Source organism: Streptomyces bohaiensis (genome assembly GCF_012033785.1).
Classification (GTDB): domain Bacteria; phylum Actinomycetota; class Actinomycetes; order Streptomycetales; family Streptomycetaceae; genus Streptomyces; species Streptomyces bohaiensis.
The window spans coordinates 1-24,167 of the sequence record NZ_JAAVJC010000054.1; the positions used below are offsets into that span (position 1 = coordinate 1).

The window sequence follows — 24,167 nt, forward strand, 5'->3', positions numbered from 1 at the left end:
AGCCGGAGCGCACCGGCGGGCCGGCCGGCGGGCCGGGCGGGGCCGGGCGGGGCCGGAGCGGGGCGGCCCGGCGTCAGGGGATGACGATCACCGGGCGTTCGGCCCGCCGCACCAGGCGGCCGGAGACGGTGCCGAAGACCCGGCCCAGGAGGCCGTGGGTGGAGCCCACGACGATCGCGTCGGCGGCGTACTCCCGCCCGACCTCCTCCAGCTCGTGGCAGATGTCCCCGCCGCGCTCCAGCAGGACCCAGGGGACCTCGCTGAGATGGTCCGCGCACGCCAGCTCCAGCCCGAGCACTTCGGTGCGGTGGTCGGGGACGTCCACCAGTGCGGGCGGCTCGCACCCCGCCCAGACCGTGGTCGGCAGGCGGTTGGCGACGTGCACGATGATCAGCCCCGAGCCGGAGCGGTGGGCCATGCCGGCCGCGTAGGCGAGGGCGCGTTCGCTGGAGTTCGATCCGTCGAACCCGACGACGACCCCGTGGCGGAACGCCGGGTCGCGGGACACGCACGCCTCGTCCTCCGACTCGCTCGGAGTCGTCGTCGACGGATCGACGACGCCCCGCTTGCGGTCGGCCGGGTCGGGTACCTCGTAGCCAGCCATCGGTATCTCGAACTGTCTCGCCGGAGTGCCCTCGTGCGGTGCGAAAGGACGGAGAACCGGACCGGTGGGCGGGTCACCACGCCGTGCGGGCCGTGGCTCCAGAATACGGCGTCCCCCGGGCGCTGCCCAGCGAACCGACCGGCTCGCCCCGGCGCCGGACCGCCGGCGCCGGGCCGTGCCCCCGCCCGGCGGTACCGGCCGGCACCGGGGCGGCTGTGCCGCCGGCGAAAGGCGTGGCGCACGGGCCCGCGCGCCCGACGCGTACGCGGGCGGTCGATGCGGGGCACCGTGCCCCGCTCCCCGGCGCCGCTCCGAGGGCGCGTGGAGTTCCGGTCCCTCGACCGACCGCGCACGCGCCGCAGGTCGCGACGGGTGCGTCCCGTCCCGCCGCCGGGCGCGCGTCCGCCCGGCCCCGGGCCGCCTTGCGGAAGGGGTGGCCGAGCGTGTTCTATCTGTGGCGGAATGTCAGCGGTGCTGCCGCTGGGTTCCGACCGGGCGGCACCTCCGTCCGGTCGGCCCGACCGCCGTCGGCCGAACCAGTCCGTCATAACTCCTATTTTCGGCCAACTTCCCAGGCCAGTGAGGGGGCCCCGGTGGCTCAGTGGCTGTGTGACAGGCGAGGACCCGTGCCTGCCCGCAGCCCCCGAGCGGCGCGTGAGACGCGCTGCCCAGGGGGAGTTGGGGCGCAACGCGCGCTTCCGTCCGTCGCCGCGGCATGGAACGCTTCCTGAACGAATGCTTCGCGCCATGGAGCAATGTCGTCGAAGCGGGGCGAGTGCCGAACTGGTCCCGGCCACCTCGTCCGACGCAGTAGATTCGATCTTGGCAAACACGTCGGGGGAAACGTGCAGGACCGAGAGGATGCGACAACCGAGGGAACTGAGGAGCATGAGCCAGGACCCAATGCACGGCCCCGAACCCGCGAAGGGGCACCGCTCGTTCGCGGTGGACAGCCTCGCCACCCGACGCCGCCGCGAGATCGTCGCGGTGCTGCTGTTCAGCGGAAGCCCACTGTTCGAAAGCTCCATCCCGCTCTCGGTGTTCGGCGTCGACCGCCAGGACTCCGGAGTACCGCGCTACCGCCTGCTCGCGTGCGCGGGTGAGGACGGACCACTACGCACCACCAGAGGGCTCGAACTCAGAGCCCCGTACGGTTTGGGAGCGCTCTCGCGGGCCGGCACGATCATCGTGCCCGCCTGGCGCTCCATCACCGGACCGCCGCCCACACCGGCACTCGCCGCGTTGCGGCGCGCCCACAGTGAGGGGGCCCGCGTGGTGGGCCTCTCCACGGGCGCGTTCGCGCTCGGTGCCGCCGGCCTGCTGGACGGCAGACTGGCGACCACCCACTGGATGTACGCCCCGACGCTCGCCAAGCGGTTCCCCTCGGTCCACGTGGACCCCCGGGAGCTGTTCGTCGACGACGGGTCCATCCTGACCTCGGCGGGCACCTCAGCCGGCATCGACCTGTGTCTCCACATCGTGCGCGTCGACCACGGGCCCGAGGCGGCACAGGCACTCGCCCGGCGGCTGGTGCTCCCGGCGAGGCGCCCACCCGCGGCGGAGGCCGCCCAGGGGCCGCAACGGCACCTGGACAGGTCTTTACCCGAGGACATCGGCGCCGACCCGCTCGCCGAGGTCGTGGCCTGGGCACTGGAGCACCTCCACGAGCAGTTCGACGTGGAGACGCTCGCCGCCCGTGCCTACATGAGCAGGCGAACCTTCGACCGCCGCTTCCGGTCGCTGACCGGAAGCGCGCCGCTGCAATGGCTGATCACCCAGCGGGTGCTCCAGGCGCAGCGGCTGCTGGAGGTGTCCGACTACTCGGTCGACGAGGTCGCGGGGCGGTGCGGTTTCCGTTCGCCCGTCGCCCTGCGCGGACACTTCCGGCGCCAGCTCGGTTCGTCGCCCGCGGCGTACCGGGCGTCCTACCGGGCGCGTCAGCAGCAGCAGGCCGCAGCCGCGGTCGGCCAGTCCGCCACGCGCACCAAGGCGCCGGTCGACGTCTACCCGCCGCGACTCCCGCAGCAGCGGGTGCGGCCCCCGCAGTGACGCGAGCCGGGCCGGTCCGCTGACCGCCCCTCCGCGACGCCTCGGCCCCCGGCAGCCCGCCGGGGGCCGAGGCGCATCCGGCGTCGCCCGCGGCGGCCCGCCGCAGGGGCCACGCCGTAGGGTGGGCGCATGAACGATCGCATGGTGTGGATCGACTGCGAGATGACCGGCCTCTCGCTGTCCTCCGACGCACTCGTCGAGGTGGCCGCGCTGGTGACCGACTCCGAGCTGAACGTGCTCGGCGACGGGGTGGACGTGGTGATCCGTCCGCCCGAGGAGGCGCTGGCGCAGATGCCCGAGGTGGTGCGTCAGATGCACACCTCCTCCGGGCTGCTGGAGGAACTGGCCGACGGCACCACCCTCGCCGACGCCGAGGCACAGGTGCTCGCGTACGTCCGGGAGCACGCCCCGGAGGCCGGCAAGTCCCCGCTGTGCGGCAACTCCGTCGCCACCGACCGGGGTTTCCTCGCCCGCGACATGGCCGCGCTGGAGAGCCACCTCCACTACCGCATCATCGACGTCTCCTCCGTGAAGGAACTGGCCCGCCGCTGGTACCCGCGCGCCTACTTCAACAGCCCGGAGAAGCGCGGCAACCACCGCGCGCTCGCGGACATCCGCGAGTCGATCGCCGAACTGCGCTACTACCGCGAGGCGGTGTTCGTGCCGCAGCCCGGACCGGACTCGGCGGCGGCCCGGGAGATCGCCGCCCGGCACACGCTCGACTGAGCCCCGCCGGGCGCACCGAAAGCGGGGAGCGAGCACCCCCCGGAACCCTGTACACTCATATCGGCCGGTGCGAGAAGAGCCGGTCATGGTGGGTGTAGCTCAGTTGGTAGAGCACCTGGTTGTGGTCCAGGTGGCCGCGGGTTCAAGTCCCGTCACTCACCCTGCAGTACGAGGCCCGGATCTCCGGGCGGGGAAACCCGCCCAGCGGTCCGGGCCTCGTCGTTGCCGCACCCGCCGGCGTCCCGTCGTGTGACGACGGCGGTGCCCGGTTCTCACGCCGCCCGTACCCCGGTCCCGCATAGGATCGGCCCCCCGCCGCCCGCGCCCCACCCCGGGGCCGCGCCGGCGGATCGACGGACCGCACGACGGGGGAGGCACGCCGCCGACCCGCCGCACGCCGAGGGACGCATGGACATCGCAGACATCACCGAACTCTGGGCCCGGGTCACCGGCACCCAGCCGGCGCCGGAACTCTGGCTGGTGCTGGCCACCGCCGGGGCGGCGCTGGCGCTGGTCGCCCCCTGGGGGATCTGGCGCGTGACGCGCAACGCCGTCACCATCGCGCACGAGGGCGGCCACGGCCTGGTGGCGCTCCTCACCGGTCGCAAGCTCGAAGGCATCCGCCTGCACTCCGACACCTCCGGGCTGACCGTCTCCCGCGGGAAGCCGACGGGGTTCGGGATGGTCCTCACCGCGGCCGCCGGCTACATCGCGCCCTCGCTGCTCGGGCTGGCCGGTGCGGCGCTGCTGGGCGCCGGCCGCATCACCATGCTGCTGTGGGGGTCCACCGCGCTGCTGCTGGCGATGCTGGTGATGATCCGCAACCTCTGGGGCGTGGTCACGGTCGTCGCCACCGGCGCGCTCTTCCTGCTCGTCTCCTGGCTCACCGGGCCACAGGTGCAGGCCGCCTTCGCGTACGTCGCCGTCTGGTTCCTCCTGCTCGGCGGTATCCGGCCGGTGTTCGAGCTCCAGCGCAAACGGCGCCGCGGCGGTGCGCGCGACTCCGACGCCGACCAGCTGGCCCGGCTCACCCGCCTCCCGGCGGCGGTGTGGCTGCTGCTGTTCCACGCCGTGACGCTGCTCTCACTGGTCGGTGCCGTCCGCTGGCTGGTCGCGTTCTGATCCGGCCGCCGGCACCTCACCCGTCCGGGCACTGCGTCGACCGCTCCCGCAGGCCCCTGCCCCGCCGCGACGGCCCGGCGGGACGTCCCGGGCGGGGACCGGAACGATCGGGTGACACTGGGTGACGCACTACAGTGGCCCCATGACGGATCGCAGCGCCCCCGCCCCGCTCTGGCCAGCACCGACCGCCCACGACGGCGTCGCGGCGACCGTCGCGGTGCCCGGCTCCAAGTCGGTCACCAACCGCGCGCTCATCCTGGCCGCGCTGGCCGGTGAACCGGGCTGGCTGCGGCGCCCGCTGCGCTCCCGCGACACGCTGCTGATGGCGCAGGGCCTGCGGTCGCTCGGTGTCGGCGTGGAGGAGACCGTCGCCTCCGCCTCGGCCGGCCCGGAGACCGGCTCCACCGGCGGCGAGGCATGGCGTGTCATTCCCGCTCCGCTGCGGGGCGGCGCCGCGGTGGACGTCGGCAACGCCGGCACGGTGATGCGCTTCCTGCCGCCGGTGGCCGCCCTCGCCGACGGCGACGTCCGGTTCGACGGCGACGCCCGCTCCCACGAGCGCCCGCTCCACGGCGTCATCGACGCGTTGCGCGCCGTCGGCGCCCGCATCGACGACGACGGCCGGGGCGCCCTGCCGATGACCGTCCACGGCGCCGGCGGGCTGGCGGGCGGGCGGGTCGAGGTGGACGCCTCCGCCTCCTCGCAGTTCGTCTCCGCGCTGCTGCTGCCGGCGGCCCGCTTCAACCGCGGCGTGGAACTGCGCCACACCGGTGCCGTACTGCCCTCGCTGCCGCACATCCGGATGACGGTGGACATGCTGCGCCGGGCGGGCGCCCAGGTCGACTCCCCGGACTCCGGCGGCGAGGACGGCGTGTGGCGGGTGATGCCCGGCGCTCTCCGCGGCCGCGACCTGGTCGTCGAGCCGGACCTCTCCAACGCGCAGCCGTTCCTGGCCGCCGCGCTGCTGACCGGCGGCAGCGTGACGATCCCGGACTGGCCGCGGCAGACGACCCAGCCGGGCGACGCCCTGCGGGAGATCTTCACGGAGATGGGCGGCGAGTGCGTGCTCGACGACCGCGGCCTGACGCTGCGCGGCACCGGCCGGGTGCGCGGCATCGACGTCGACCTCGGGGCCGTCGGCGAGCTGACGCCCGGCATCGCCGCGGTGGCCGCGCTCGCCGAGTCGGAGTCCGTGCTGCGGGGCGTCGCCCACCTGCGGCTCCACGAGACGGACCGGCTGGCGGCTCTCACCCGCGAGATCAACGGCCTCGGCGGCGATGTGACCGAGACCGCGGACGGACTGCGCATCCGCCCCCGCACGCTGCACGGCGGCGTCTTCCGCACCTACGACGACCACCGCCTCGCCACGGCCGGTGCCGTGATCGGGCTGCTGGTCAAGGGGGTCGAGGTGGAGGACATCGCGACCACCGGGAAGACGCTCCCCGACTTCGCGGAGATGTGGCACCGCATGCTGGCGGTCGACGGGGACGCCGCGGGCGGCCCGGTCGGCGCGCGGGCGAGAGGCTGAGGCGGCACGGCATGCGCCGCTACGGCAAGAACACCGACGAGGACGACATCCGGGTCCGCCCCTCCGGCCGGAGCCGCCCCCGCACCCACCGGCGCCCGCTGCACGAGGACGCCGTCGAGGGGTTCGTCGTCACGGTCGACCGGGGCAGGCTGACCTGCCTCGTGGAGGACCGCACCGTCGTCGCCATGAAAGCGCGGGAACTCGGCCGCAAGGGCGTCGTGGTGGGGGACCGGGTCGCCATCGTCGGGGACCACTCCGGCCGGCCGGACACCCTGGCGCGCATCGTGCGGGTCGAGGAGCGCCGGTCGGTGCTGCGACGGACCGCGGACGACCAGGACCCCTTCGAGCGCGTGGTGGTCGCCAACGCCGACCAGCTGGCGATCGTCACCTCGCTCGCCGACCCCGAGCCCCGGCCCCGGCTGATCGACCGCTGTCTCGTGGGCGCGTTCGACGCGGGGCTGGACCCGCTGCTGATCCTCACCAAGTCCGACCTCGCCTCGCCGGAGACCCTGCTGGAGAGCTACGGCACCATCGGGGTGCGGCACGTCGTCACCAGCGCCGAGTCCTTCGACGAGGCGACGCTGGGCCGGGTGCGGGAACTGCTGAAGGACCGGGTCACCGCGTTCGTGGGCCATTCCGGCGTGGGCAAGACCACCCTCGTCAACGCCCTCATCCCCGACCGCGCCCGCGCCACCGGGCATGTCAACGAGGTCACCGGCCGCGGCCGGCACACCACCACCTCGGCGTTGGCGCTGCCGCTGCCGGGCGATCCGGGCTGGGTGATCGACACCCCGGGCGTCCGGTCCTTCGGCCTGAACCACGTGGACCCCGCGCGGGTGGTGCTCGCCTTCCCCGACCTGGAACCGGGGACCGCGGGCTGTCCCCGGTCGTGCAGCCACGACGAGGAGGGCTGCGCCCTCGACGCCTGGGTCGCCGAGGGCCACGCGGATCCGGCGCGGCTGTACAGCCTGCGCAGGCTGCTGGCGACGCGGGAGCGGCGCGAGGGCGACTGAGCCCCGCCGCCGGCTCGGCCCGGCGCGCACGGCCGGTGCCGGTCAGCTCCGGCGCGGGACGGCGGCGCCCGGGGCGACGAGCTGGGAGACGGCGAGCCGCACCGCGGTCTCGCAGCGGCGTGCCGCGCCCGGGTCCCCGATCGGCGCGTTGCCGCGCCGCTCCAGCGCCTCCACCGCACGGTCCCGCACCCGTCCCACCAGAGTGGCGGCGCCGTCCGGCGGGACGGGGAGCCCGTCGCAGCGGCAGCCGGTCAGGGTGGCGTGCACCAGCCGGTCGCTGCGGGCGGCCCGCACGATCCACTCGCCCAGCAGTTCCAGCAGCTCGTCGCGGGAGGCGCGGGAGGCGCGGTGGAGCCGCACCTCCAGGGCGCGGACGAAGGCGTCGAGTCGACGCCGCAGCAGCGCCTCGGCGAGCCCGGCCTTGTCGCCGAACTCGTTGTAGAGCGTCTGGCGGGAGACACCGGCGCCGGCGGCGACGCGGACCATGCGCACCTCCGCCCAGGACTCGCGTTCCAGGGCGGCACTGGCCGCGTCGAGCAAGGACTCGCGCGCTGTGGGCATCGTCGCCTCCGGCATCGGCACTCGGCCTGCTGCCGCACAGGATCGGGGCGGTCCGCCACGGTGTCAATACACCGCGCGACCGGCCGTGGCCGACCGGCGGACCGCCGGATACGGTGGCGCCATGCCCGAACACGACGACGACCTACGGCTGGCGCACGTGCTGGCCGACACCGCCGACGCCGCCACGATGGAGCGGTTCCGCGCGCTGGACCTCGCGGTGGAGACCAAGCCGGACATGACGCCGGTGTCCGAGGCCGACAAGCGGGCCGAGGAGTTGATCCGCTTCTCGCTGAGCCGGACGCGACCGCGCGACGCCGTGCTGGGCGAGGAGTTCGGCGGTGAGGGCGCCGGCCCGCGCCGCTGGGTGATCGACCCCATCGACGGCACCAAGAACTACGTCCGCGGGGTGCCCGTCTGGGCCACCCTCATCGCGCTCACCGAACTCGACGCGGAGGGCCGCGAGCAGCCCGTGGTGGGGGTCGTCTCGGCACCCGCGCTCCAGCGCCGGTGGTGGGCGGTGCGCGGTGGCGGCGCCTACACCGGACGCAGCCTCACCTCGGCGACCCGGATGCGGGTCTCGGGGGTCCCGCGGATCGAGGACGCGTCGTTCGCGTACTCCTCGCTGGACGGCTGGGAGCAGCGCGGTGCGCTGGAGGGCTTCCTCCAACTCAGCCGGGACTCCTGGCGGACCCGAGCCTACGGCGACTTCTGGCCGTACATGATGGTCGCCGAGGGGACGGTGGACTGCTGCGCCGAGCCCGAGCTGTCGATGTGGGACATGGCGGCCAACGCGATCATCGTGACCGAGGCCGGCGGCCGGTTCACCGGGCTGGACGGGCGCGACGGTATCCATGGCGGCAACGCCGCGGCCTCCAACGGCCTGCTGCACGAGGCGCTGCTCGGCTACGTCGGCGGCTGAACCCGTGCCCGGGCGGGGCTCAGCCGCGCGGGGCCGGAAGCGCCGGGTCGGTGACGGGCTTCCTTGTCGCGGCCCGGCGGGCGTGTGACGATGGGCGGGAGAACGCTTGTGAGCTTGTGATCCGGTTCTCGTGGTGCGGGAGCCGTGAGAGAGGCGGCCCCCATGCTCGTCAGAGACGCCATGACCTCGATCATCCTGACCGTCGGCCCGGAGCACACGCTCCGCGAGGCGGCCCGGCTCATGTCCCACCACCGCGTGGGCGCGGCCATGGTCCTCGACCCCGCGACCAGCGGGGTGGGGATCATCACCGAACGCGACGTGCTGCGCTCCGTCGGCGCGGGCCAGGACCCCGACGCCGAGCACGCCGGTGACCACACCACCACGGCGGTGGTCTTCGCGGCGCCGACCTGGACGCTGCTGGAAGCCGCCTCCGCCATGACCGCGGGCGGGTTCCGCCACCTCATCGTGCTCGACGACGACGGCCCGACGGGCATCGTGTCGGTGCGCGACATCGTCAACTGCTGGACGCCGGTGCTCGCCTCCCGCTGAGCCGGAGCGCGAGAGCCCGGAGCGCGAGCCCGGTGCGCCGACGCCACCGGCCCGCTCCCACCGCCCGGTGGGCGGGGGAACGGGCCGGCGGTGGAGCGGCCCCGGGGCGGCGGCGTGCGCCGTCCGCCCCGGGACCGCCCCTCGGCGAGCGGGGGCTCAGCCGCGGAGGGCCTGGACCGCGGCCTCCAGTCGCTTGCCGAAGTCGGCGTCCGCCTGGCGGAAGTTGTTGATCGCACGCTCGGCGATGTCATCGCGCGAGACGCCGGCGATGTTTCCCGCCAGGTTGTCGATCAGTCGGCCCTTCTCGTCCTCGGACATCAGCCGGTAGAGGTCACCGGCCTGCACGAAGTCGTTGTCCTCGGCGTGCGAGGGCGCCTCGGACTCCTGGGTGGTGCCGGAAACGGTGGTCGGCTGCCACAGTGCGCGGCCGGTCTCGACGGGGCCGCCGAAGCTGTTGGGCTCGTAGTTCTTCGCCCCGCCGTGGCGGCCGTCGTACATGAAGCCGTCCCGGCCGTGGGTGCGCGCCTCGGTGGCGTGCGGGCGGTTGACCGGCAGGTGGTCGGCGTTGATGCCGACGCGGTAGCGGTGGGCGTCGCCGTAGCCGAACAGCCGGCCCTGGAGCATCTTGTCGGGGGAGGGGCCGATGCCCGGCACGAAGTGGTGCGGGGAGAAGATCGACTGCTCCACCTCGGCGAAGATGTTCTCCGGGTTGCGGTTCAGCTCCAGCTTCCCGATCTCGATCAGCGGGTAGTCCTCGTGCGGCCAGACCTTGGTGAGGTCGAACGGGTTGAAGCGGTAGTTCGCCGCGTCCGCCTCGGGCATGATCTGGACCTTCACCGTCCAGCTGGGGAAGTCGCCGCGCTCGATGGACTCGCGCAGGTCCCGCTGGTGGCTGTCGGGGTCCTTGCCGGCCAGCTCGTCCGCCTCGGCCTGGGTGAGGTTCTTGATGCCCTGGTCGGTCTTGAAGTGGTACTTGACCCAGAAGACCTCGCCGGCCTCGTTGGTCCACTGGAAGGTGTGGGAGCCGAAGCCGTGCATGTGGCGGTAGGAGGCCGGGATGCCGCGGTCGCCGAAGAGCCAGGTCACCTGGTGGGTGGACTCCGGGGACAGGCCCCAGAAGTCCCAGACGTTGTCCGCCTCCTGGGAGCCGGTGTACGGGTCGCGCTTCTGGGTGTGGATGAAGTCGGGGAACTTGATGGCGTCCTTGATGAAGAACACCGGGGTGTTGTTGCCGACGAGGTCGTAGTTGCCGTCCTCGGTGTAGAACTTCAGCGCGAAGCCGCGGGGGTCGCGCACGGCGTCGGCGGAGCCGAGATTGCCGGCGACGGTGGAGAACCGCAGGAAGGTCTCGGTCTCCTTGCCGACCTCGGAGAGGAACGTCGCCCGGGTCCAGCGGGTGACGTCCGCGGTCACGGTGAAGGTGCCGTACGCACCGGCACCGCGGGCGTGGACCACCCGCTCCGGGATGCGCTCGCGGTTGAAGTGGGCGAGTTTCTCGATCAGCAGCTGGTCCTGGACGAGCACCGGTCCGCCACGGCCCGCGGTCTCGCTGTTCTGGTTGTCGGAAACCGGCGCGCCGGCCTCGGTGGTGAGCGGCCCCGTCGCAGTCTGCTCGGTCATTCGCCTGTCACGCCCTTCGGGTCCTCGGTGTACGCGAGGGTCTGGCCCTCGACTGCATGCGATCCTATATTGGACTCAGTCCAAGTCAAGACCTCGACTCATTCCGTACCTGTTCGGGGTCCGGAGAGGTTCGCGCTAAGGTGGATGCCATGAGTGACCTGCTGCGACGACTGCGTGCCCGGGGCTGGCGGCTCACCGCGCAGCGGCGCGTGATCGCCGAGGTGCTGGACGGTGAGCACGTGCACTACACCGCCGACGAGGTCCACGCGCGCGCCGTGGAGCTGCTGCCGGAGATCTCGCGTGCCTCCGTCTACAACACGCTCGGCGAGCTGGTGACCCTCGGGGAGGTGACCGAGGTGAACACGGACGGTCGCGTGCGGCGGTACGACCCCAATGCGCACGAGGCCCATCAGCACCTGGTCTGCTCGGGCTGCGGGGCGATCCGCGACGTCCGGCTCACCGACGACCCCCTCAGTGCGCTGCCCGAGGGCGAGCGGTTCGGTTTCCAGGTCGCGCAGGCGACGGTGACGTACTACGGCCGATGCCCGGCGTGCGTGGCGGCAAACGCCGCACCCGGTCCGCCCGTCGGCTGAGCGTGCCGGGGGTGGGTACCGGGGCGGGATTTGCCCCGGTGGCCACCGGAGGGCTAGGGTCAAGACACACACCGACGCGGGGTGGAGCAGTTCGGTAGCTCGCTGGGCTCATAACCCAGAGGTCGCAGGTTCAAATCCTGTCCCCGCTACTCATGACCGAGGCCCGGTTCCTGTCAAGGGACCGGGCCTCGGTGCTGTGCTGCGCTCCTCGGTGCTGTGCGGTGCCGCCGGCGGTCCGTTCATCGGCCGGCTCGGGCGCGTGACGCCCACCGCGCCCCGCCGGGGTGATCCCGTGCGGCAGGGCGGGCTCCCGCCGGGGCGCCCCGTGGCGGGATGATGCCCTCGTTCCGCGCTGTGCCACCGGCACCACCGAAGGAGACCGCCTGTGAAGATCACTGACGCCACCGTCTCGGTCACCTGCCCCGGCCGCAACTTCGTCACCCTCCGCATCACCACCGACGAGGGGGTCACCGGCCTGGGGGACGCCACCCTCAACGGCCGCGAGCTGGCCGTCGCCTCCTACCTCGGCGACCACCTCGTCCCGCTGCTGACCGGCCGCGACCCGCACCGCATCGAGGACACCTGGCAGTACCTGTACCGCGGCGCCTACTGGCGCCGCGGCCCCGTCACGATGGCGGCGATCGCGGCGGTGGACGTCGCCCTGTGGGACATCAAGGCCAAGGTCGCCGGCCTGCCGCTCTACCAGTTGCTCGGCGGTGCGAGCCGCGACCGGCTGACCGCCTACGGCCACGCCGACGGCCGCGACCTCCCCGAGCTCCTCGACTCCGTGCGCGCCCGCCTCGCCCAGGGGTACCGCGCGGTGCGGGTGCAGAGCGGCATCCCCGGGCTGCGGGCGGTCTACGGGGTGCACGCCCCGGACGGCGGCGGGGGCACGGTGCCGCACCAGCAGGACCGGCCACTGGTCGAGGACTGGGACACCGACGCCTACCTGCGCCACATCCCGACCGTCCTCGAGGCGGTGCGCGCCGAGTTCGGCCCCGAGCTGCCGCTGCTGCACGACGCCCACCACCGGTTGACGCCGGTGCAGGCGGCGCGGCTCGGCAAGGACCTGGAGCCCTACCGCCCGTTCTGGCTGGAGGATTGCACGCCCGCCGAGAACCAGGAGGCGCTGCGGCTGGTCCGCCGGGCGACGACCACGCCGCTCGCGATCGGCGAGGTGTTCAACTCCGTCTTCGACTACCGGACGCTGCTCGCCGAGCAACTCGTCGACCACGTGCGGTCCTCGGTGACGCATTTCGGCGGACTCACCCCGCTCCGCAAGCTGTTCGACCTGGCCGCCCTGTACCAGGTCAAGGGCTCCACCCACGGCCCCGAGGACATCTCCCCGGTCGGGCTGGCGGCGGCGCTCCACCTGGGGCTGGCGGTGCACAACTTCGGCATCCAGGAGTACGCCGGCCACTCGGCGGCGACCCGGGAGGTCTTCCCGGCCGCGTACACCTTCACCGACGGGGGTCTCCACCCCGGCGAGGCGCCCGGCCTGGGCGTCGACCTCGACGACGCGGCGGCGGCCCGGCACCCGTACCGCCGGTCCTACCTCCCGGTGAACCGGCTTGCCGACGGCACCGTCCACGACTGGTGACGGCGCGGCGGCTCGCGGTGCCCGGCGGGCCGGTGCCGCGGGCCGTCCGGTAGAACTTGGAACATGAACGAGACCCTGGCCCGCCTGCTCGACCTGCTCGACCTCGAACCGATCGAGCGGGACATCTACCGGGGCAAGAGCCACCCCTCCGTGATCCCGCGGGTCTTCGGCGGCCAGGTGGCGGCCCAGGCCCTGGTGGCCGCCTGCCGGACGGTGGAGGACCGGCTGCCGCACTCGCTGCACTCCTACTTCCTGCGGCCGGGGGACCCGGGCGCCCCCATCGTCTACAACGTGGACCGCATCCGCGACGGGAGGTCGTTCGCGACCCGCCGCGTCGTCGCCGTGCAGCACGGGCAGCCGATCTTCCACCTGTCGGCCTCCTTCCAGACCGCGGAGGAGGGGCTGACGCACCAGGAGCCCATGCCGGAGGCGCCCGACCCGGAGACGCTGCCGACGGCGGCGGAGATACTGCCGCAGTACGAGGACCGGTTCGTGCACCCCGCGGTGTCGGAGCGGCTGCTGGACGTGCGCCGGGCCATCGACCTGCGTTACGTGGCGGAGCCGCCGTTCGCGACGGTGGGCAGCCCGCGGGAGCCCCGTTCGCAGGTGTGGTTCCGCACCACCGGCGCGCTCACCGGGGTCCACGACGACCCGGTGGTCCACCTCTGCCTCGCGACCTACGTCTCGGACATGACGCTGCTGGACTCGGTGCTGCTGGCGCACGGACGGGGCGGCTGGACCGTCGGCGACGTGGTCGGCGCCAGTCTGGACCACGCGATGTGGTTCCACCGGCCGTTCCGTGCCGACGAGTGGCTGCTCTACGACACCGACTCGCCGACCACCCAGGGCGGTCGGGGTCTGGCCCGCGGCCAGATCTGGACCCGGGACGGCGACCTCGCCGTCTCCGTCATCCAGGAGGGCGTCGTCCGGGTGCCCCGCACCGGCTGAGCTGCCCCGGCACACCGCGGGGGCCGCCCGCGCCCCGGCCACGGGGTGCGGGCGGCCCCACCTGCGGCCCGGGCGGAGGTCAGTCCACCGGGAACAGCGAGACGTGGACCGCGCCGCGGTAGCTGCCCTGCGCGGTGGCGGCGGGCACGTCCAGCTCCAGGTCGGCGGAGAGCTCCGTGGTGCCGAACCGGGAGTGGTCGTCGGCGGCGGCGAGCCGGTGCGAACCGGCCAGGCCGGTACCGCCGTTGAGCAGACCGGGGACCGCGGGGCCGGACTCGGCGGTGGCGCCGCCCAGGACGAGCGGGTTCCAGCCGAGGTAGCCGGAGGTCAGGACCCCGCCGGTGCCGCTCAGGTCGCCGGCGCCGCCGGTCACGGACCAGCCGGCGGCCTCGTAGCGGGTGTCGGTCACGGACAGCTTCGGCAGTGCGGCGCCGAAGGACCAGCGGTCGCCGCCGTTGGCGGCCTCGCCCAGCGAGACGACCTCGCCCTCGCCGCCGATGGTCAGCGTCAGCGCGCCCGGCTCGATGTCCCGCTCGGGAACGACGGCCTCGACGACGATGTCACCCTCGACCGGGTCGGCGGTGGACTCGCCGAGTCCCGTCGCCACCCGGCGCTCGATGCCCTCGGTGACGCGCTTGGCGCCGTCCTCGCCACGGGAGATGGTGAAGGAGTCGACGGTCTCGCCCAGTTCCAGTCCGGTGGTGGCGCCGGAGCCCTTCTGCACGACCAGCGCCTCGTAGGAGATGCTGTCCGGCGTCACGCGGATGCCCGAGGCCATCGAGGTGAAGGCGTGGCGGACGAGCTGCGTGGCGCCGTTGTTGGTCCACACGTTGTCGTTGACCGGCGCCAGGTTGTAGTACTTCGGACCCGAGTTGGAGACGACGAAGACGGGACCGTCGGTGACGCCCTGCTCGTCGGTGCGGTTCTCGTTCAGGAACCCGCGGCCGTAGGTGTGGTCGTGCCCGGCGAGGACGAGGTCCACGTCGTGCTTCGTGATCACCGGAACCCAGTTCTCCCGCACCTCGGGGTTGTTGCGGCCCGAGGAGACCGAGAAGGCGGGGTGGTGGAAGGTGACGACCGTCCAGTTGCCGGTCTCCTCCGCGAGCACCTGGTCCAGCCACTGCGCCTGGACGCCGTAGAAGAGCGTGCGCCAGTCGGCGGTGGAGAGCGCCGGCAGGGTGACGCCCTGCTCGTTCTGGACGGCGTTCTGGCTGACCGTGTGGGAGTTCAGCTGGATGAAGCGGACGCCCTGGTAGTCGGAGAAGTAGACCTGGTTGCGCAGGTGCTCGGTGATGATCTCCAGGTACGGGCGCTCCGTCGCGGAGGCGTCCGCCGGGACGCGCGGCCCGTTGTCCGGCACGGTGAAGTTCGCGTCCCAGAAGTCGGCGGCGGCGTCACGGCTGTACTCGTGGTTGCCGATGGCGGGCAGCCAGTTCTCGGTCTGCCGCTCGCCGTCGGTGACGGTGAACCACTCCTCCCACTCGTTCTCCACCGAGAGGTCGATCAGGTCGCCGGCTTGGAGGGTCAGCTCGGAGTTGGGGAAGGCACGCGAGGTCAGCTCGACGATCGGCGTCCACTTCTCCGTCAGGTCGTTCTGGCCGTCGGCGTACCAGGTGAAGGTGAACGGCTGGTCGCCGTCCTTCGCCGTGGTGAAGGAGTTCCACGCGTCCGCCGCGTCGCCGCTGACAGCACGGTAGGCGTAGGTGGTGCCCGGGGTCAGCCCCGTCAGCTCGGCCGCGAAGGTGACCGCGGGGCCGGCCGGCACGGTCATCTCCTTGGTGACGGCGGCGCGCACCGTCTCCACGCGGCCGTCGGGGTGGCGCAGTTCCACGGAGGCGGGGAGGTCCGAGGCGACACCCACCGACCGCCAGGTGACGGTCTGCGAGGTGGACGGGTCGGCCGTCGGGTTGAGGATCACCCGCTCGGGGGCACCCGCCGCGGTCGAGGAGGCCGAGGTGGACGCAACGGCGGGCGTGGCACCGGCGGTTGCCAGCAGCCCGGCCGTGACCACGCCGGTGAGCCAGAGGTGGCGCCGGCGTAGAGCTGAAGTGCGCATGGCATTCCTTCGCTGGGGGAGTGACGTGAACGTCGTCGCCTCGCACCCTGGCAGCCGACCCCCAATCCCGGCCGAACGTCGCGTGACGGGAGAGGCCGCCCGAGATGAACGTGCCCACGGCACCCGGTGACGCGAGCAGTGGCCGGCGGCGCCGCTGATCGGGGCGTACGGTGGTGCCGCGCCGGCGAGGGCCGCAACGCCGTGGCTTGCAGCGGTGGTTCACCCGGCCGCGGCGGCGCCGCCGGGTCCGGACGACGGCTCCTCGGGGCTCGGCCCCCGCTCCCGGGCGAGGGCGTCGCCCGCGGCGGCGGCGCCCTCGGCGCGTGCCGCCGCCACCACCGCCGCCAGCCGCCGACCGCGCGCCCGCCGGCGCCACCACCAGCCACCGCCCAGCAGCACCAGCACCCCCAGCAGGGCGAGATGCACCCAGGGGACGGCGAGGAAACGGACCTCGGCGCGCACCTCGCGCAGCGCCGCCTCCACCACGTCCTCGCCCACGGCGCCCTGCTCGCCGACGACCTCGGCGGTGAGCCGGCCCAGCGGCCACGCCTCGGTGGTCAGCGACTCCTCGCGGCTGCGCTGCCCCGGCAGTACCTCCCGTTGCTCGGCCGCCCGCTCGCCCGTCGCGCCGGTGCCGATGCCGAACGGGCCGGTCACCGTCACCTCCTGGGCCGAACCGAGCCGCACGTTGCCGGTGTTGGCGACCGTCCACGACACCTCCACCGTCCCCGGGCGGAAGGGGTTCCAGGAGGGCCGGTACGCGGCCGTGAGGTCGGCGATCTCCACCGCGGGCGCCAACTCGCCCGCCACGCGCAGGTGGAGGCGCACCCCGACGCGGGCGTCGAGCGCGATTCCGTTGCCCTGGTCGTCCTCGCCGGCGGTCCGCACCGAGACCGCGATGCCCCCGGGGTGGTCGCCGGGGAGGGCGTCGTCGGGGACCCGCACCGTGAACGGGGCCACCGCGCTGCTGCCCGCCTCCAGCGCGAGCTCGTCGTCCACGCTGATCCAGGCGCCGCTGCCCACCGGCTCCGCCGACTCCGGGAGCAGGTCGAACTCGCCGGTCTCCACCACCACCCCGTCCGAGGCCGTCAGCGCGAAGGTCACCGGCCGTTCGGAGAAGTTGGTGACCTCGACGAAGTCCCGGTGCTCCTCGCCGGGCTCCACCTCGGCACGGATCGATACGCGTCCGTCGGCGCCCTCCGCGGTCGCGGGGACCACGCCCCAGGTCACCCGGGCCCCGCCGCCCTGGAACGGGACAGCGGCGGGCGCGGCGGCGATCACCGGGGCGCCGGCCGGCGCGGCAGCGGCGAGCGGCGCCGTCAGCGCGAGGCACACCGCCGCCGGGAGGATCAGGCCGGTCACAGCCCACCGCAGGCGGCCGGGTCGGCCGGTCGGAGCGGCGGGGGAGCGGGGCTGGGAGCGCATCACGGGTCCTGTCGGGCGTCGGGCGGGGCCGCCGGCCCCGGGGCACGCCCGGCAGGTTAGGAAGCCGAGGTGAACGACGCCCCCGGTCGGCCGGCCGGGGTGGTGAACGCCCGGTGAGCGGTCGCCCGTCGGCGGACCGGCCTCACCCGGCGCGCTCCCCGGCCGGCCGGGGAGCGGCGGGTATCGGCGTGAACTCCTCGGTGTTCGCCGGGACGCCCGTGCGCTCCGCCCCCGTCGCGTCCCGGTGGTGCCAGGCGAACGGCAGACCGCGTGCCGTGCGCACGTCCGGGCCGTCCATGAGCTGGTAGTGCAGATGGGGATGGGACGAGTTGCCGGAGTTGCCGCACTCACCGAGGGGCTGACCGGCCGCCACCCGCTCGCCGACCCCGACGCGCAGACTTCCGCGTCGCAGGTGGGCCAGGACGGCGTACCTGCCGTCACCGAGGTCGAGGATCACGTGGTTGCCGAGCAGGTGCCGCGACGCGCCCTGACTGCGTGCGAACCCCTCCAGCACGAGCAGCAGCAGCCCGACCGGCGACATGCGGGTCAGGTGGTCGCGCGACCGGCCATGCGCGGCCACGACCGTGCCGTCGGCGGGCGCGGTGAGGAGCTCACCGAACGACGGGTACCGCTCCGGGCGGCGCACCGGCGGCCACAGCCAGGCGAACGGCGGTTCCGGCGGCGCGTCCGGCCCGGAGCGCACCACGTCGATCGCGTAGGTCTGCGCCAGGGCGTGGGTGTGGCTCGGTACCTTGCTCGCCGGGCTGTTCAGCGCGGTCCAGCGGCCGGAGAACGGGGCAGGCAGCACCACCGGATCCGGTGCGGGCACACCTGCGCGCGGCGCCTGGCGCCTCACCAGCGCCCACTGGGCCGCCAGTCCGGCGAGGAGCGCGGCCACCGAGGCGAGGTAGAGGGCGAGAGGCCCGCCGAGGCTGACGGTGAGCACCATCACGACGGTGCCGGTGGAGGTGAGGGCGCCGTGGCGGCGCCAGAGGGCGAGGAGCACGGAAGGTTCCTTTCCGGGGTGCGGGCGGCGGCGGGTCGCGGTGCGGCACGGTGCCGTGCCGCCCGGGCCGGGGTCAGCCGCGGGCCGCGCCCAGCGTCACGAGCAGCGGGACCAACCGGTGGGGCGGCACCTCGTAGCGGCCGCGGCCCGCGGCCTGCAACCAGCCGGCGGCGACGAGTTGACGCAGGTGGTGGTAGATCTGCCCGGTGGTGCCGACCCCGTCGAGCTCGACCAGCTCCGCCACCGTGGACCGGCCCGCGAGCAGCCCCTGGATCAGCCGGAGCCGGACCGGCTGCCCGAGCGCCGCGACGGTGTCGGCCAGCGAGGTCCAGTCGCTCTCCAGGAGCGCGGCGGTGCCGAAGGCCTGCTGCCACTCGGCGCGGCCGCCGGACGGCCCGCAGGCGACGGTGCCGACGATCATCACCCCGCCGTCGTCCTCGCCCAGCTCGGCGAGCTCGGAGCGCAGCCGGTGCAGCGCCCAGAAGACGTCCGGGTCGGGCAGCTCCCCGGCCGGAGCGGGCGTGTCCGTGTCGGCGGCGCGGTTCTCCAGGGCCGCGACCCGCTCGGTCAGGTCGGCGAGCCGCTGGGCGAGGACAGCGGTGTCCGGGGCGGCCCGCTCGGCGGGGCCGGCGGGTTCGGCGGCGGCGGGTTCGGCGGGTTCGGCGGCGGTCGGGGTGGCAGCGCCGGGCGCGGCGGTGCGGTCGCTCCTCATGGTGAAAGATTACGCAGGTACGTAGTTATTGAACAGGGGTGGGGGTGTGTACCGGCCACTGGGCGACGCCGGCCCGCTCCGCACGGCGTTCGCCGCCTCCCGTGCGAACGCCCCCGCAGTCGGGACGCGCTCATGCGGTCCTGGCTGCGGGGGCGTCGGAGGGGCCGGGTCACCCGGCGGGCGGTCGCCGCTGGGGGCGTCAGTCCAGGTCGGCGGCGGCCAGCAGGTACGCCGTCATCGGCTCGTAGAACCGCGGATTGACCACGTGGTCGTCCAGCGGAACGCAGACCGCCAGCGTCCCCTCGTGTTCGGCGAGGAACAACGCCGGGTCGTTGGAGTCGGCGAAGCCGACGGTGGTTATCCCCCGCTGCGCCGCGCACCCCGCCCACCCGTGGTCCGCGAAGACCAGGTCCGGCAGCGCCTCGCCCTCCTGCGGCAGCGCGGCGAGGATCTCCGACATCGGCGCCGGCGAGTGCGTGTGCCAGAGCGAGGCGCCGCGTTCGTAGACCGCCACCCCCGCCAGCTGCGTCACCACGCCCTGGTCGGCGGTGAGCCCCAGCGGCACCCGGACCAGCTCGCACCCGGCGGCCCGCAGCGCCGCCGCGACCTGCGCGTGCATGTCGAGGAGCCCGCCCGGGTGGCCGGTGGCGGTCAGCACCCGCGACCGGTCGGCCGCCGCCTTGCCGAGTTCCGCCGCGGCGCGGTCCAGCCCGGCCACCGTCAACTCGGGGTCGATGGTGTCCTGGCCGGCGCGGTGGCCGGGGTCCTCGTTGACGCCGCACAGTTCCGCCATGACCGCGAGCACGTCCTGCTCGTCGCTCCAGCGGTCACCGAGGTCCACCCCGAACCAGTAGTACGGGTTGCCGTTGGCCAGCTCGCGGTAATGGGCGAGGTTGTTCTCGCGGGGCGTCGCCACGTCCCCGGCGATGCGGGCCCCCACGAGGTGGTCGATCAGCTCGTCACGGGACGGCACACGCGAAACCGGAAACATGATCCCATTGTGGCGGCGGTCGCCCCGGGCAGCACCCCGGCGCCCGTACACAGTGGCCAAAACGTGACCGGCGGTTCCTGCGCCGCGTCCAGCGACCCGGCCCGCCCCGGCCGCCTACCCTGCGGGCATGTCCAACGAGCACCCGTCCGCAGCCCCCTCCACCACCCCCGGCGCCGGGCCGCGCGGCCCCGTCGACTCCTCCCGCGTACCGCGCTACGCCGGGCCCGCCACCTTCGCCCGGCTGCCCCGCCTCGACGAGGTGGAGCGCACCGACATCGCGGTCGTCGGCATCCCCTTCGACAGCGGCGTCTCCTACCGGCCCGGCGCACGCTTCGGCGGCAACGCCATCCGGGAGGCCTCCCGGCTGCTGCGCCCCTACAACCCGGCGCAGGACGCCTCCCCGTTCGCCCTCGCCCAGGTCGCCGACGCGGGCGACATCGCGGTCAACCCGTTCTCCATCGAGGAGGCGGTCGAGACCGTCGAGGCCGCCGCGGACGAGCTGATGGCCTCCGGCACCCGGCTGGTGACGCTCGGTGGCGACCACACCGTCGCCCTGCCGCTGCTGCGCGCCGCCGCCCGCCGCCACGGGCCCGTGGCGCTGCTCCACTTCGACGCGCACCTGGACACCTGGGACACCTACTTCGGCGCCGAGTACACCCACGGCACCCCGTTCCGCCGCGCCGTCGAGGAGGGGATCCTCGACACCTCCGCCCTCTCCCACGTCGGTATCCGCGGTCCGCTCTACGGCCGCAAGGACCTCGACGACGACGAGAAGATGGGGTTCGGCATCGTCACCGCCGCCGACGTCATGCGGCGCGGGGTCGACGAGGTCGCCGACCAGTTGCGGGCCCGCATCGGCGATCGCCCGCTCTACGTCTCCATCGACATCGACTGCCTGGACCCCGCCCACGCCCCCGGCACCGGCACCCCCGAGGCCGGGGGCATGACCTCCCGGGAGCTGCTGGAGATCCTGCGGGGGCTGGCCGGGTGCAACCTGGTCTCCGCCGACGTGGTGGAGGTGGCCCCGGCGTACGACCACGCGGAGATCACCGCCGTCGCCGCCTCGCACACCGCCTACGAGCTGACGACCCTGATGGCCCGCCAGAGGTTCCGCCAGCAGGGCACCTCCTCCCGCAGCAGTCGCAGCGCGTGGGGACCGAAGTACTTGGGGAACCAGCGGCCGTAGAGCCGCGCCAGCGGCGAGCCGTGGGTGAGCAGCGAGACGCGGCTGCGGGTCGGTGCGTCGAGCTGCCAGACGGCGGCCGCCGCCAGCACGCTGCCCTGGGAGTGGCCGGAGAGGACGACGCGTCCGCCGGTGGCGTCCACCCAGGTGGCGATGCGCCAGGAGAGGTCGGGTACGGCGCGTTCGGCGTAGCACGGCGGCGCGAACGGGTGTGCCGCGCGGGGCCAGAAGGTGCCGACGTCCCAGAGGATGCCGATGGTGCGGCGGGCGGCCCGGTCCCGGTAGGCGCGGCGGCCCATGGCGATCAGGACGAGCACGGCGACGCTGAGCATCCAGGAGCCGAGCGACTCGGAGAGGGAGGCGACGGCGGCCAGCGGCGCCGGGGCGTCGGCCGCGGCCCGGCTCGGGGGAAGTCCCGTCCCCCAGGCTCCCAGGACCGCGACGACGCCCAGCAGCAGCGAGGCACCGGCGAGGGTGCCGACGAGGGCGGGCGCCGAGTCGGTGAGGCGGGCGCGGGCGAGCGCGGACGCGATGGTCCCGCTGCGGTGGTCGTCCGGCGGGGCGCTCTCCTCCGGGTAGGCGGCGCGGACCGTGGGCGCGAGGCGTCGCCGGTCCCGGCGGACGCGGACGGCGGCCACCAGTGCCAGCAGGGCGGCGACCGCGATGAGCGACGGTATGGCGGCGGCCTGCCAACTGAGCATGACCGGTGGGCCGTGCACGGCCTCGGAACCGGCGGTGAGCCAGTCGGTGAACCGCTGGGTAGCGCCGCCGGTCAGGGCACCGGCGAGCGCGCAGGAGAGCAGCGCCACCGCGGGTCCGCCGAGTCCCGCGAGTGCGGTGCGGTCGGTGTCGCGGGCCAGCCGGTGGAGCCGCAGGGCCGCCGCGGCGAGCCCCACGATCATGACCCCCTGCACGACGGTGAGCACCGGGAAGACGACCGTGCCGGGCAGCGCGCCCGTCGCCTGCCAGGCGGGCCGGTCCCACGCGGTGTGGACCGCCGTCAGGGCGAGCAGCGCGGCGCAGCCGAGGGGCAGCAGGGTGACGGCGCGGTGCGGCGGCGGGTCCGCGATCTCCGTCTCGTTGCGGCCGTAGCGGGTCACCAGGACGAGGACCGCCGCGCCGCCGCCGACGGTGGCGGCCGCCAGGAGCGTCCCGGTGACGGCGAGGGCGGCGGTGCCGTCGGGGCCGTGGTCGTGGGGGCGGCTCGCGGTGAGCAGCGCGGCGCAGACCGTCAGCAGGCCGGCGGCGGTGTGTGCGGACCTCAGTCGGCTGACGAGTCGGCGGCCGTACCAGAAGCCGGGCAGCGAGAGCGGGGCGGGCTCGGTCGCGCTCTGCCGGACGCGGACCGGCGGGTATGCCGATTCGTAGGTGCTCCAGGTGCGGTGGGAGAGCCACCAGAGCAGGGCGGTGAGGGCGGCGGGGAGCAGGGCGGCGAGGGCGAGCCGCCGTCCGGGGCCGGCCCACCAGCCGTCGCCGGCGGCGAAGGAGAACCAGGAGGTGCGGGTCGCGCAGGCGGTGGAGGCCCCGCACTGCCAGGCGACGGCGTCCAGGGCGACGACGCAGGCGCCGCTCACCAGCAGGACGGTGAGCGAGACCGCGATCAACCGGACGAGGGCGTCGTAGAGGCGGTGGGTACGGCCGTGGCCGCGTACCGCGGGCCGCATCCAGTGCGTCACGTTGACGATCATGAACGGCAGGAGGAGCAGCCACAGAGCGCGGGCGCCGTTGCCCGAGGTGAGGTTGGACCAGCTGTACGCCTCCCGGAGCGGGTCGTGTTCGTCCCAGGGGCGGTCCTCGGCGTCCTCGGTGCGGCGGTGGACGGAGGCGGTGGCGTCGCCGGTGACGCGGCAGACCCGCGCGTCCCCGAGCATCTGCTGCGGGGTGGCGCCGCCGACGCCGTGGACGAGCAGTTCCATGGCGGGTCGGGGCTCCCGCCGCCGGCCGCGTTGGCCGGGTACCTCCTGCGGTGCCATCTCCCCCGCCCCCTCGCTCACCGGCCGGCGCGGCGGCCGGTGCTGACCACCCGTCACTTCCCCTTCCCCTGTCCCGCGCGGAGCGGGCTCAATCCCCTTCTTCGGGCGTTTCGGGGCGTGCGAGGATGACGGGCCGGGCCGGTCGCACGGACCGGGCGAGGCACACGGAGCGGAGGGCGCCGGTGGGCGGCGGGGGCGGTCTGTTGGCGGGGCAGCGCCGGGCGTTGATCCTCGCCGCGCTGCGCGGACGCGGCGGGGTACGGGTCGGGGAGCTCACCGCCGAGCTCGGTGTCTCGGAGATGACGGTGCGGCGCGATCTCGACGTGCTGGCGCGGCAGGGGGCCCTGCGGAAGGTCCACGGCGGCGCGGTACCGGCCGAGCCGGCGGTGGAGCCCGGTTTCCGCGAGAAGGCCGCCCTGGGCGCCGCGGAGAAGCGGCGCATCGGGCGGGCCGCGGCGGCACTGCTGCCGCGCGCGGGCGCGGTGGCCTTCGGCGGCGGCACCACGGTGTGCGCGGTGGCCCGGGAGCTGTCGCCGGTCCCGGGGCTGACGGTGGTGACCAACTCGCTGCCGGTGGCGGAGGTGTTCCACCGGCTCGACGCGGGCGCCTCCCCGGCGGAGGTGGTGCTGACCGGCGGGGTGCGCACTCCGTCGGACGCACTGGTGGGGCCGGTCGCCGACGCGGCGCTGGCCGCGTTCCACGTCGACGTCCTGGTCCTGGGCGCCCACGGGCTGGGGGTCGCCTCGGGGCTGACCACGCCCAACCTGGCGGAGGCCGCGACCAACGCCCGGCTGCTCGCCGCGGCGCGGCGGGTGGTGCTCGTGGCGGACGCGACGAAGTGGCGGGCGGACCGGTTGCGGACCTTCGCCCGGCTGGACGCGGTGGACGTCCTGGTGACCGACGCGGCGCCGCCGGCCGCCGCCGGGACGGCGCTCCGGTCGGCCGGGGTGGAGGTGCGGGTGGCGCCGCCGGGCTGAGCCGGGCGGCGC

General features: G+C 74.5%; 21 protein-coding genes and 2 tRNA genes. 14 read left to right on the forward strand and 9 right to left on the reverse strand.

All coding sequences use genetic code 11. The features are described 5' to 3' along the window. Positions 1 to 73: 73 nt before the first annotated feature. Positions 74 to 604, reverse strand: a complete 531-nt coding sequence (locus HCN52_RS09155) for a universal stress protein (protein ID WP_168087889.1) — start codon at positions 602 to 604, stop codon at positions 74 to 76. 888 nt (positions 605 to 1,492) lie between these two features. On the opposite strand from HCN52_RS09155, the gene HCN52_RS09160 reads away from it, so the two are divergent. The 6 genes from HCN52_RS09160 to rsgA all read left to right on the forward strand — a co-directional run bounded on the left by HCN52_RS09160 (position 1,493) and on the right by rsgA (position 7,042). After that, the gene (locus tag HCN52_RS09160) at positions 1,493 to 2,653 is read left to right on the forward strand and encodes a helix-turn-helix domain-containing protein (RefSeq protein WP_168087890.1); all 1,161 of its coding nucleotides are present in this window, start codon (positions 1,493 to 1,495) and stop codon (positions 2,651 to 2,653) included. 129 nt (positions 2,654 to 2,782) lie between these two features. Next, positions 2,783 to 3,379 carry an oligoribonuclease gene (gene orn / locus HCN52_RS09165; RefSeq protein ID WP_168087891.1) on the forward strand — a complete coding sequence of 199 codons (597 nt, stop codon included), beginning with the start codon at positions 2,783 to 2,785 and terminating at the stop codon, positions 3,377 to 3,379. An 88-nt stretch (positions 3,380 to 3,467) separates the two neighbouring features. Then, positions 3,468 to 3,540: transfer RNA gene (locus tag HCN52_RS09170), tRNA-His, on the forward strand. A 247-nt stretch (positions 3,541 to 3,787) separates the two neighbouring features. Beyond that, positions 3,788 to 4,501 carry a M50 family metallopeptidase gene (locus HCN52_RS09175; protein ID WP_168087892.1) on the forward strand — a complete coding sequence of 238 codons (714 nt, stop codon included), beginning with the start codon at positions 3,788 to 3,790 and terminating at the stop codon, positions 4,499 to 4,501. Between the two features lie 142 nt (positions 4,502 to 4,643). Further along, complete coding sequence (gene aroA, locus HCN52_RS09180) at positions 4,644 to 6,029, forward strand: 3-phosphoshikimate 1-carboxyvinyltransferase (protein WP_168087893.1); 1,386 nt, start codon at positions 4,644 to 4,646, stop codon at positions 6,027 to 6,029. An 11-nt stretch (positions 6,030 to 6,040) separates the two neighbouring features. Next, complete coding sequence (gene rsgA / locus HCN52_RS09185) at positions 6,041 to 7,042, forward strand: ribosome small subunit-dependent GTPase A (RefSeq protein WP_168087894.1); 1,002 nt, start codon at positions 6,041 to 6,043, stop codon at positions 7,040 to 7,042. Positions 7,043 to 7,084: 42 nt separating this feature from the next. Here the strand turns inward: rsgA and HCN52_RS09190 are convergent, their stop codons facing one another. Next, on the reverse strand, positions 7,085 to 7,603 hold the full coding sequence (locus HCN52_RS09190; protein WP_245174998.1) for a TetR/AcrR family transcriptional regulator: 519 nt from the start codon (positions 7,601 to 7,603) through the stop codon (positions 7,085 to 7,087). A gap of 121 nt (positions 7,604 to 7,724) precedes the next feature. Here HCN52_RS09190 and hisN point away from each other — a divergent pair, with 121 nt between their 5' ends. Further along, the gene (gene hisN / locus HCN52_RS09195; RefSeq protein ID WP_168087896.1) at positions 7,725 to 8,522 is read left to right on the forward strand and encodes a histidinol-phosphatase; all 798 of its coding nucleotides are present in this window, start codon (positions 7,725 to 7,727) and stop codon (positions 8,520 to 8,522) included. A gap of 162 nt (positions 8,523 to 8,684) precedes the next feature. Then, entirely contained in the window at positions 8,685 to 9,071 is a 387-nt protein-coding gene (locus HCN52_RS09200) for a CBS domain-containing protein (protein WP_168087897.1), read from the forward strand. 156 nt (positions 9,072 to 9,227) lie between these two features. On the opposite strand, the gene HCN52_RS09205 is transcribed toward HCN52_RS09200, so the two are convergent. After that, positions 9,228 to 10,691, reverse strand: a complete 1,464-nt coding sequence (locus HCN52_RS09205; RefSeq protein WP_168087898.1) for a catalase — start codon at positions 10,689 to 10,691, stop codon at positions 9,228 to 9,230. A gap of 149 nt (positions 10,692 to 10,840) precedes the next feature. Here HCN52_RS09205 and HCN52_RS09210 point away from each other — a divergent pair, with 149 nt between their 5' ends. From HCN52_RS09210 to HCN52_RS09225, 4 genes are all read left to right on the forward strand, one after another. Continuing rightward, complete coding sequence (locus tag HCN52_RS09210) at positions 10,841 to 11,284, forward strand: Fur family transcriptional regulator (protein ID WP_168087899.1); 444 nt, start codon at positions 10,841 to 10,843, stop codon at positions 11,282 to 11,284. 75 nt (positions 11,285 to 11,359) lie between these two features. Beyond that, positions 11,360 to 11,433: transfer RNA gene (locus HCN52_RS09215), tRNA-Met, on the forward strand. Positions 11,434 to 11,669: 236 nt separating this feature from the next. Further along, positions 11,670 to 12,884, forward strand: coding sequence for a D-mannonate dehydratase ManD (manD, locus tag HCN52_RS09220; RefSeq protein ID WP_376767107.1), 1,215 nt, complete (start codon positions 11,670 to 11,672; stop codon positions 12,882 to 12,884). 63 nt (positions 12,885 to 12,947) lie between these two features. Beyond that, a complete protein-coding gene (locus HCN52_RS09225; RefSeq protein ID WP_168087900.1) occupies positions 12,948 to 13,832 on the forward strand; it encodes an acyl-CoA thioesterase in 885 nt (294 codons plus the stop codon). 79 nt (positions 13,833 to 13,911) lie between these two features. Here the strand turns inward: HCN52_RS09225 and HCN52_RS09230 are convergent, their stop codons facing one another. The 5 genes from HCN52_RS09230 to HCN52_RS09250 all read right to left on the reverse strand — a co-directional run bounded on the left by HCN52_RS09230 (position 13,912) and on the right by HCN52_RS09250 (position 20,022). Continuing rightward, positions 13,912 to 15,888: a purple acid phosphatase family protein gene (locus HCN52_RS09230; protein ID WP_168087901.1), complete on the reverse strand. Its 1,977-nt coding sequence runs from the start codon at positions 15,886 to 15,888 to the stop codon at positions 13,912 to 13,914. A 219-nt stretch (positions 15,889 to 16,107) separates the two neighbouring features. Continuing rightward, positions 16,108 to 17,250, reverse strand: a complete 1,143-nt coding sequence (locus HCN52_RS09235) for a DUF916 domain-containing protein (protein WP_168087902.1) — start codon at positions 17,248 to 17,250, stop codon at positions 16,108 to 16,110. Positions 17,251 to 17,455: 205 nt separating this feature from the next. Next, on the reverse strand, positions 17,456 to 18,319 hold the full coding sequence (locus tag HCN52_RS09240) for a M23 family metallopeptidase (RefSeq protein WP_312876619.1): 864 nt from the start codon (positions 18,317 to 18,319) through the stop codon (positions 17,456 to 17,458). Between the two features lie 73 nt (positions 18,320 to 18,392). Further along, the gene (locus HCN52_RS09245) at positions 18,393 to 18,890 is read right to left on the reverse strand and encodes an ArsR/SmtB family transcription factor (protein WP_168087908.1); all 498 of its coding nucleotides are present in this window, start codon (positions 18,888 to 18,890) and stop codon (positions 18,393 to 18,395) included. Between the two features lie 340 nt (positions 18,891 to 19,230). After that, positions 19,231 to 20,022 (reverse strand): phosphatase, encoded by a 792-nt coding sequence (locus HCN52_RS09250; protein WP_168087903.1) that lies wholly within the window; start codon positions 20,020 to 20,022, stop codon positions 19,231 to 19,233. A 127-nt stretch (positions 20,023 to 20,149) separates the two neighbouring features. Between HCN52_RS09250 and speB the strand changes: the two genes are divergently transcribed. Next, the gene (gene speB, locus HCN52_RS09255) at positions 20,150 to 21,208 is read left to right on the forward strand and encodes an agmatinase (RefSeq protein ID WP_245174999.1); all 1,059 of its coding nucleotides are present in this window, start codon (positions 20,150 to 20,152) and stop codon (positions 21,206 to 21,208) included. Here the strand turns inward: speB and HCN52_RS09260 are convergent. After that, positions 21,097 to 23,178 carry a hypothetical protein gene (locus HCN52_RS09260; RefSeq protein ID WP_168087904.1) on the reverse strand — a complete coding sequence of 694 codons (2,082 nt, stop codon included), beginning with the start codon at positions 23,176 to 23,178 and terminating at the stop codon, positions 21,097 to 21,099. The two genes, speB and HCN52_RS09260, sit on opposite strands and share 112 nt — an antisense overlap. A gap of 182 nt (positions 23,179 to 23,360) precedes the next feature. On the opposite strand from HCN52_RS09260, the gene HCN52_RS09265 reads away from it, so the two are divergent. Further along, the gene (locus tag HCN52_RS09265) at positions 23,361 to 24,155 is read left to right on the forward strand and encodes a DeoR/GlpR family DNA-binding transcription regulator (protein ID WP_312876620.1); all 795 of its coding nucleotides are present in this window, start codon (positions 23,361 to 23,363) and stop codon (positions 24,153 to 24,155) included. The last annotated feature ends 12 nt before the right edge of the window (positions 24,156 to 24,167 follow it).

What these genes read in the sequence shown, in the direction of transcription:
- HCN52_RS09155 (WP_168087889.1), bottom strand. Translation starts at nt 604, where the DNA reads ATGGCTGGCTACGAGGTACCCGACCCGGCCGACCGCAAGCGGGGCGTC.
- HCN52_RS09160 (WP_168087890.1), top strand. Translation starts at nt 1,493, where the DNA reads ATGAGCCAGGACCCAATGCACGGCCCCGAACCCGCGAAGGGGCACCGC.
- orn (WP_168087891.1), top strand. Translation starts at nt 2,783, where the DNA reads ATGAACGATCGCATGGTGTGGATCGACTGCGAGATGACCGGCCTCTCG.
- HCN52_RS09175 (WP_168087892.1), top strand. Translation starts at nt 3,788, where the DNA reads ATGGACATCGCAGACATCACCGAACTCTGGGCCCGGGTCACCGGCACC.
- aroA (WP_168087893.1), top strand. Translation starts at nt 4,644, where the DNA reads ATGACGGATCGCAGCGCCCCCGCCCCGCTCTGGCCAGCACCGACCGCC.
- rsgA (WP_168087894.1), top strand. Translation starts at nt 6,041, where the DNA reads ATGCGCCGCTACGGCAAGAACACCGACGAGGACGACATCCGGGTCCGC.
- HCN52_RS09190 (WP_245174998.1), bottom strand. Translation starts at nt 7,603, where the DNA reads ATGCCCACAGCGCGCGAGTCCTTGCTCGACGCGGCCAGTGCCGCCCTG.
- hisN (WP_168087896.1), top strand. Translation starts at nt 7,725, where the DNA reads ATGCCCGAACACGACGACGACCTACGGCTGGCGCACGTGCTGGCCGAC.
- HCN52_RS09200 (WP_168087897.1), top strand. Translation starts at nt 8,685, where the DNA reads ATGCTCGTCAGAGACGCCATGACCTCGATCATCCTGACCGTCGGCCCG.
- HCN52_RS09205 (WP_168087898.1), bottom strand. Translation starts at nt 10,691, where the DNA reads ATGACCGAGCAGACTGCGACGGGGCCGCTCACCACCGAGGCCGGCGCG.
- HCN52_RS09210 (WP_168087899.1), top strand. Translation starts at nt 10,841, where the DNA reads ATGAGTGACCTGCTGCGACGACTGCGTGCCCGGGGCTGGCGGCTCACC.
- HCN52_RS09225 (WP_168087900.1), top strand. Translation starts at nt 12,948, where the DNA reads ATGAACGAGACCCTGGCCCGCCTGCTCGACCTGCTCGACCTCGAACCG.
- HCN52_RS09230 (WP_168087901.1), bottom strand. Translation starts at nt 15,888, where the DNA reads ATGCGCACTTCAGCTCTACGCCGGCGCCACCTCTGGCTCACCGGCGTG.
- HCN52_RS09250 (WP_168087903.1), bottom strand. Translation starts at nt 20,022, where the DNA reads ATGTTTCCGGTTTCGCGTGTGCCGTCCCGTGACGAGCTGATCGACCAC.
- speB (WP_245174999.1), top strand. Translation starts at nt 20,150, where the DNA reads ATGTCCAACGAGCACCCGTCCGCAGCCCCCTCCACCACCCCCGGCGCC.
- HCN52_RS09260 (WP_168087904.1), bottom strand. Translation starts at nt 23,178, where the DNA reads ATGGCACCGCAGGAGGTACCCGGCCAACGCGGCCGGCGGCGGGAGCCC.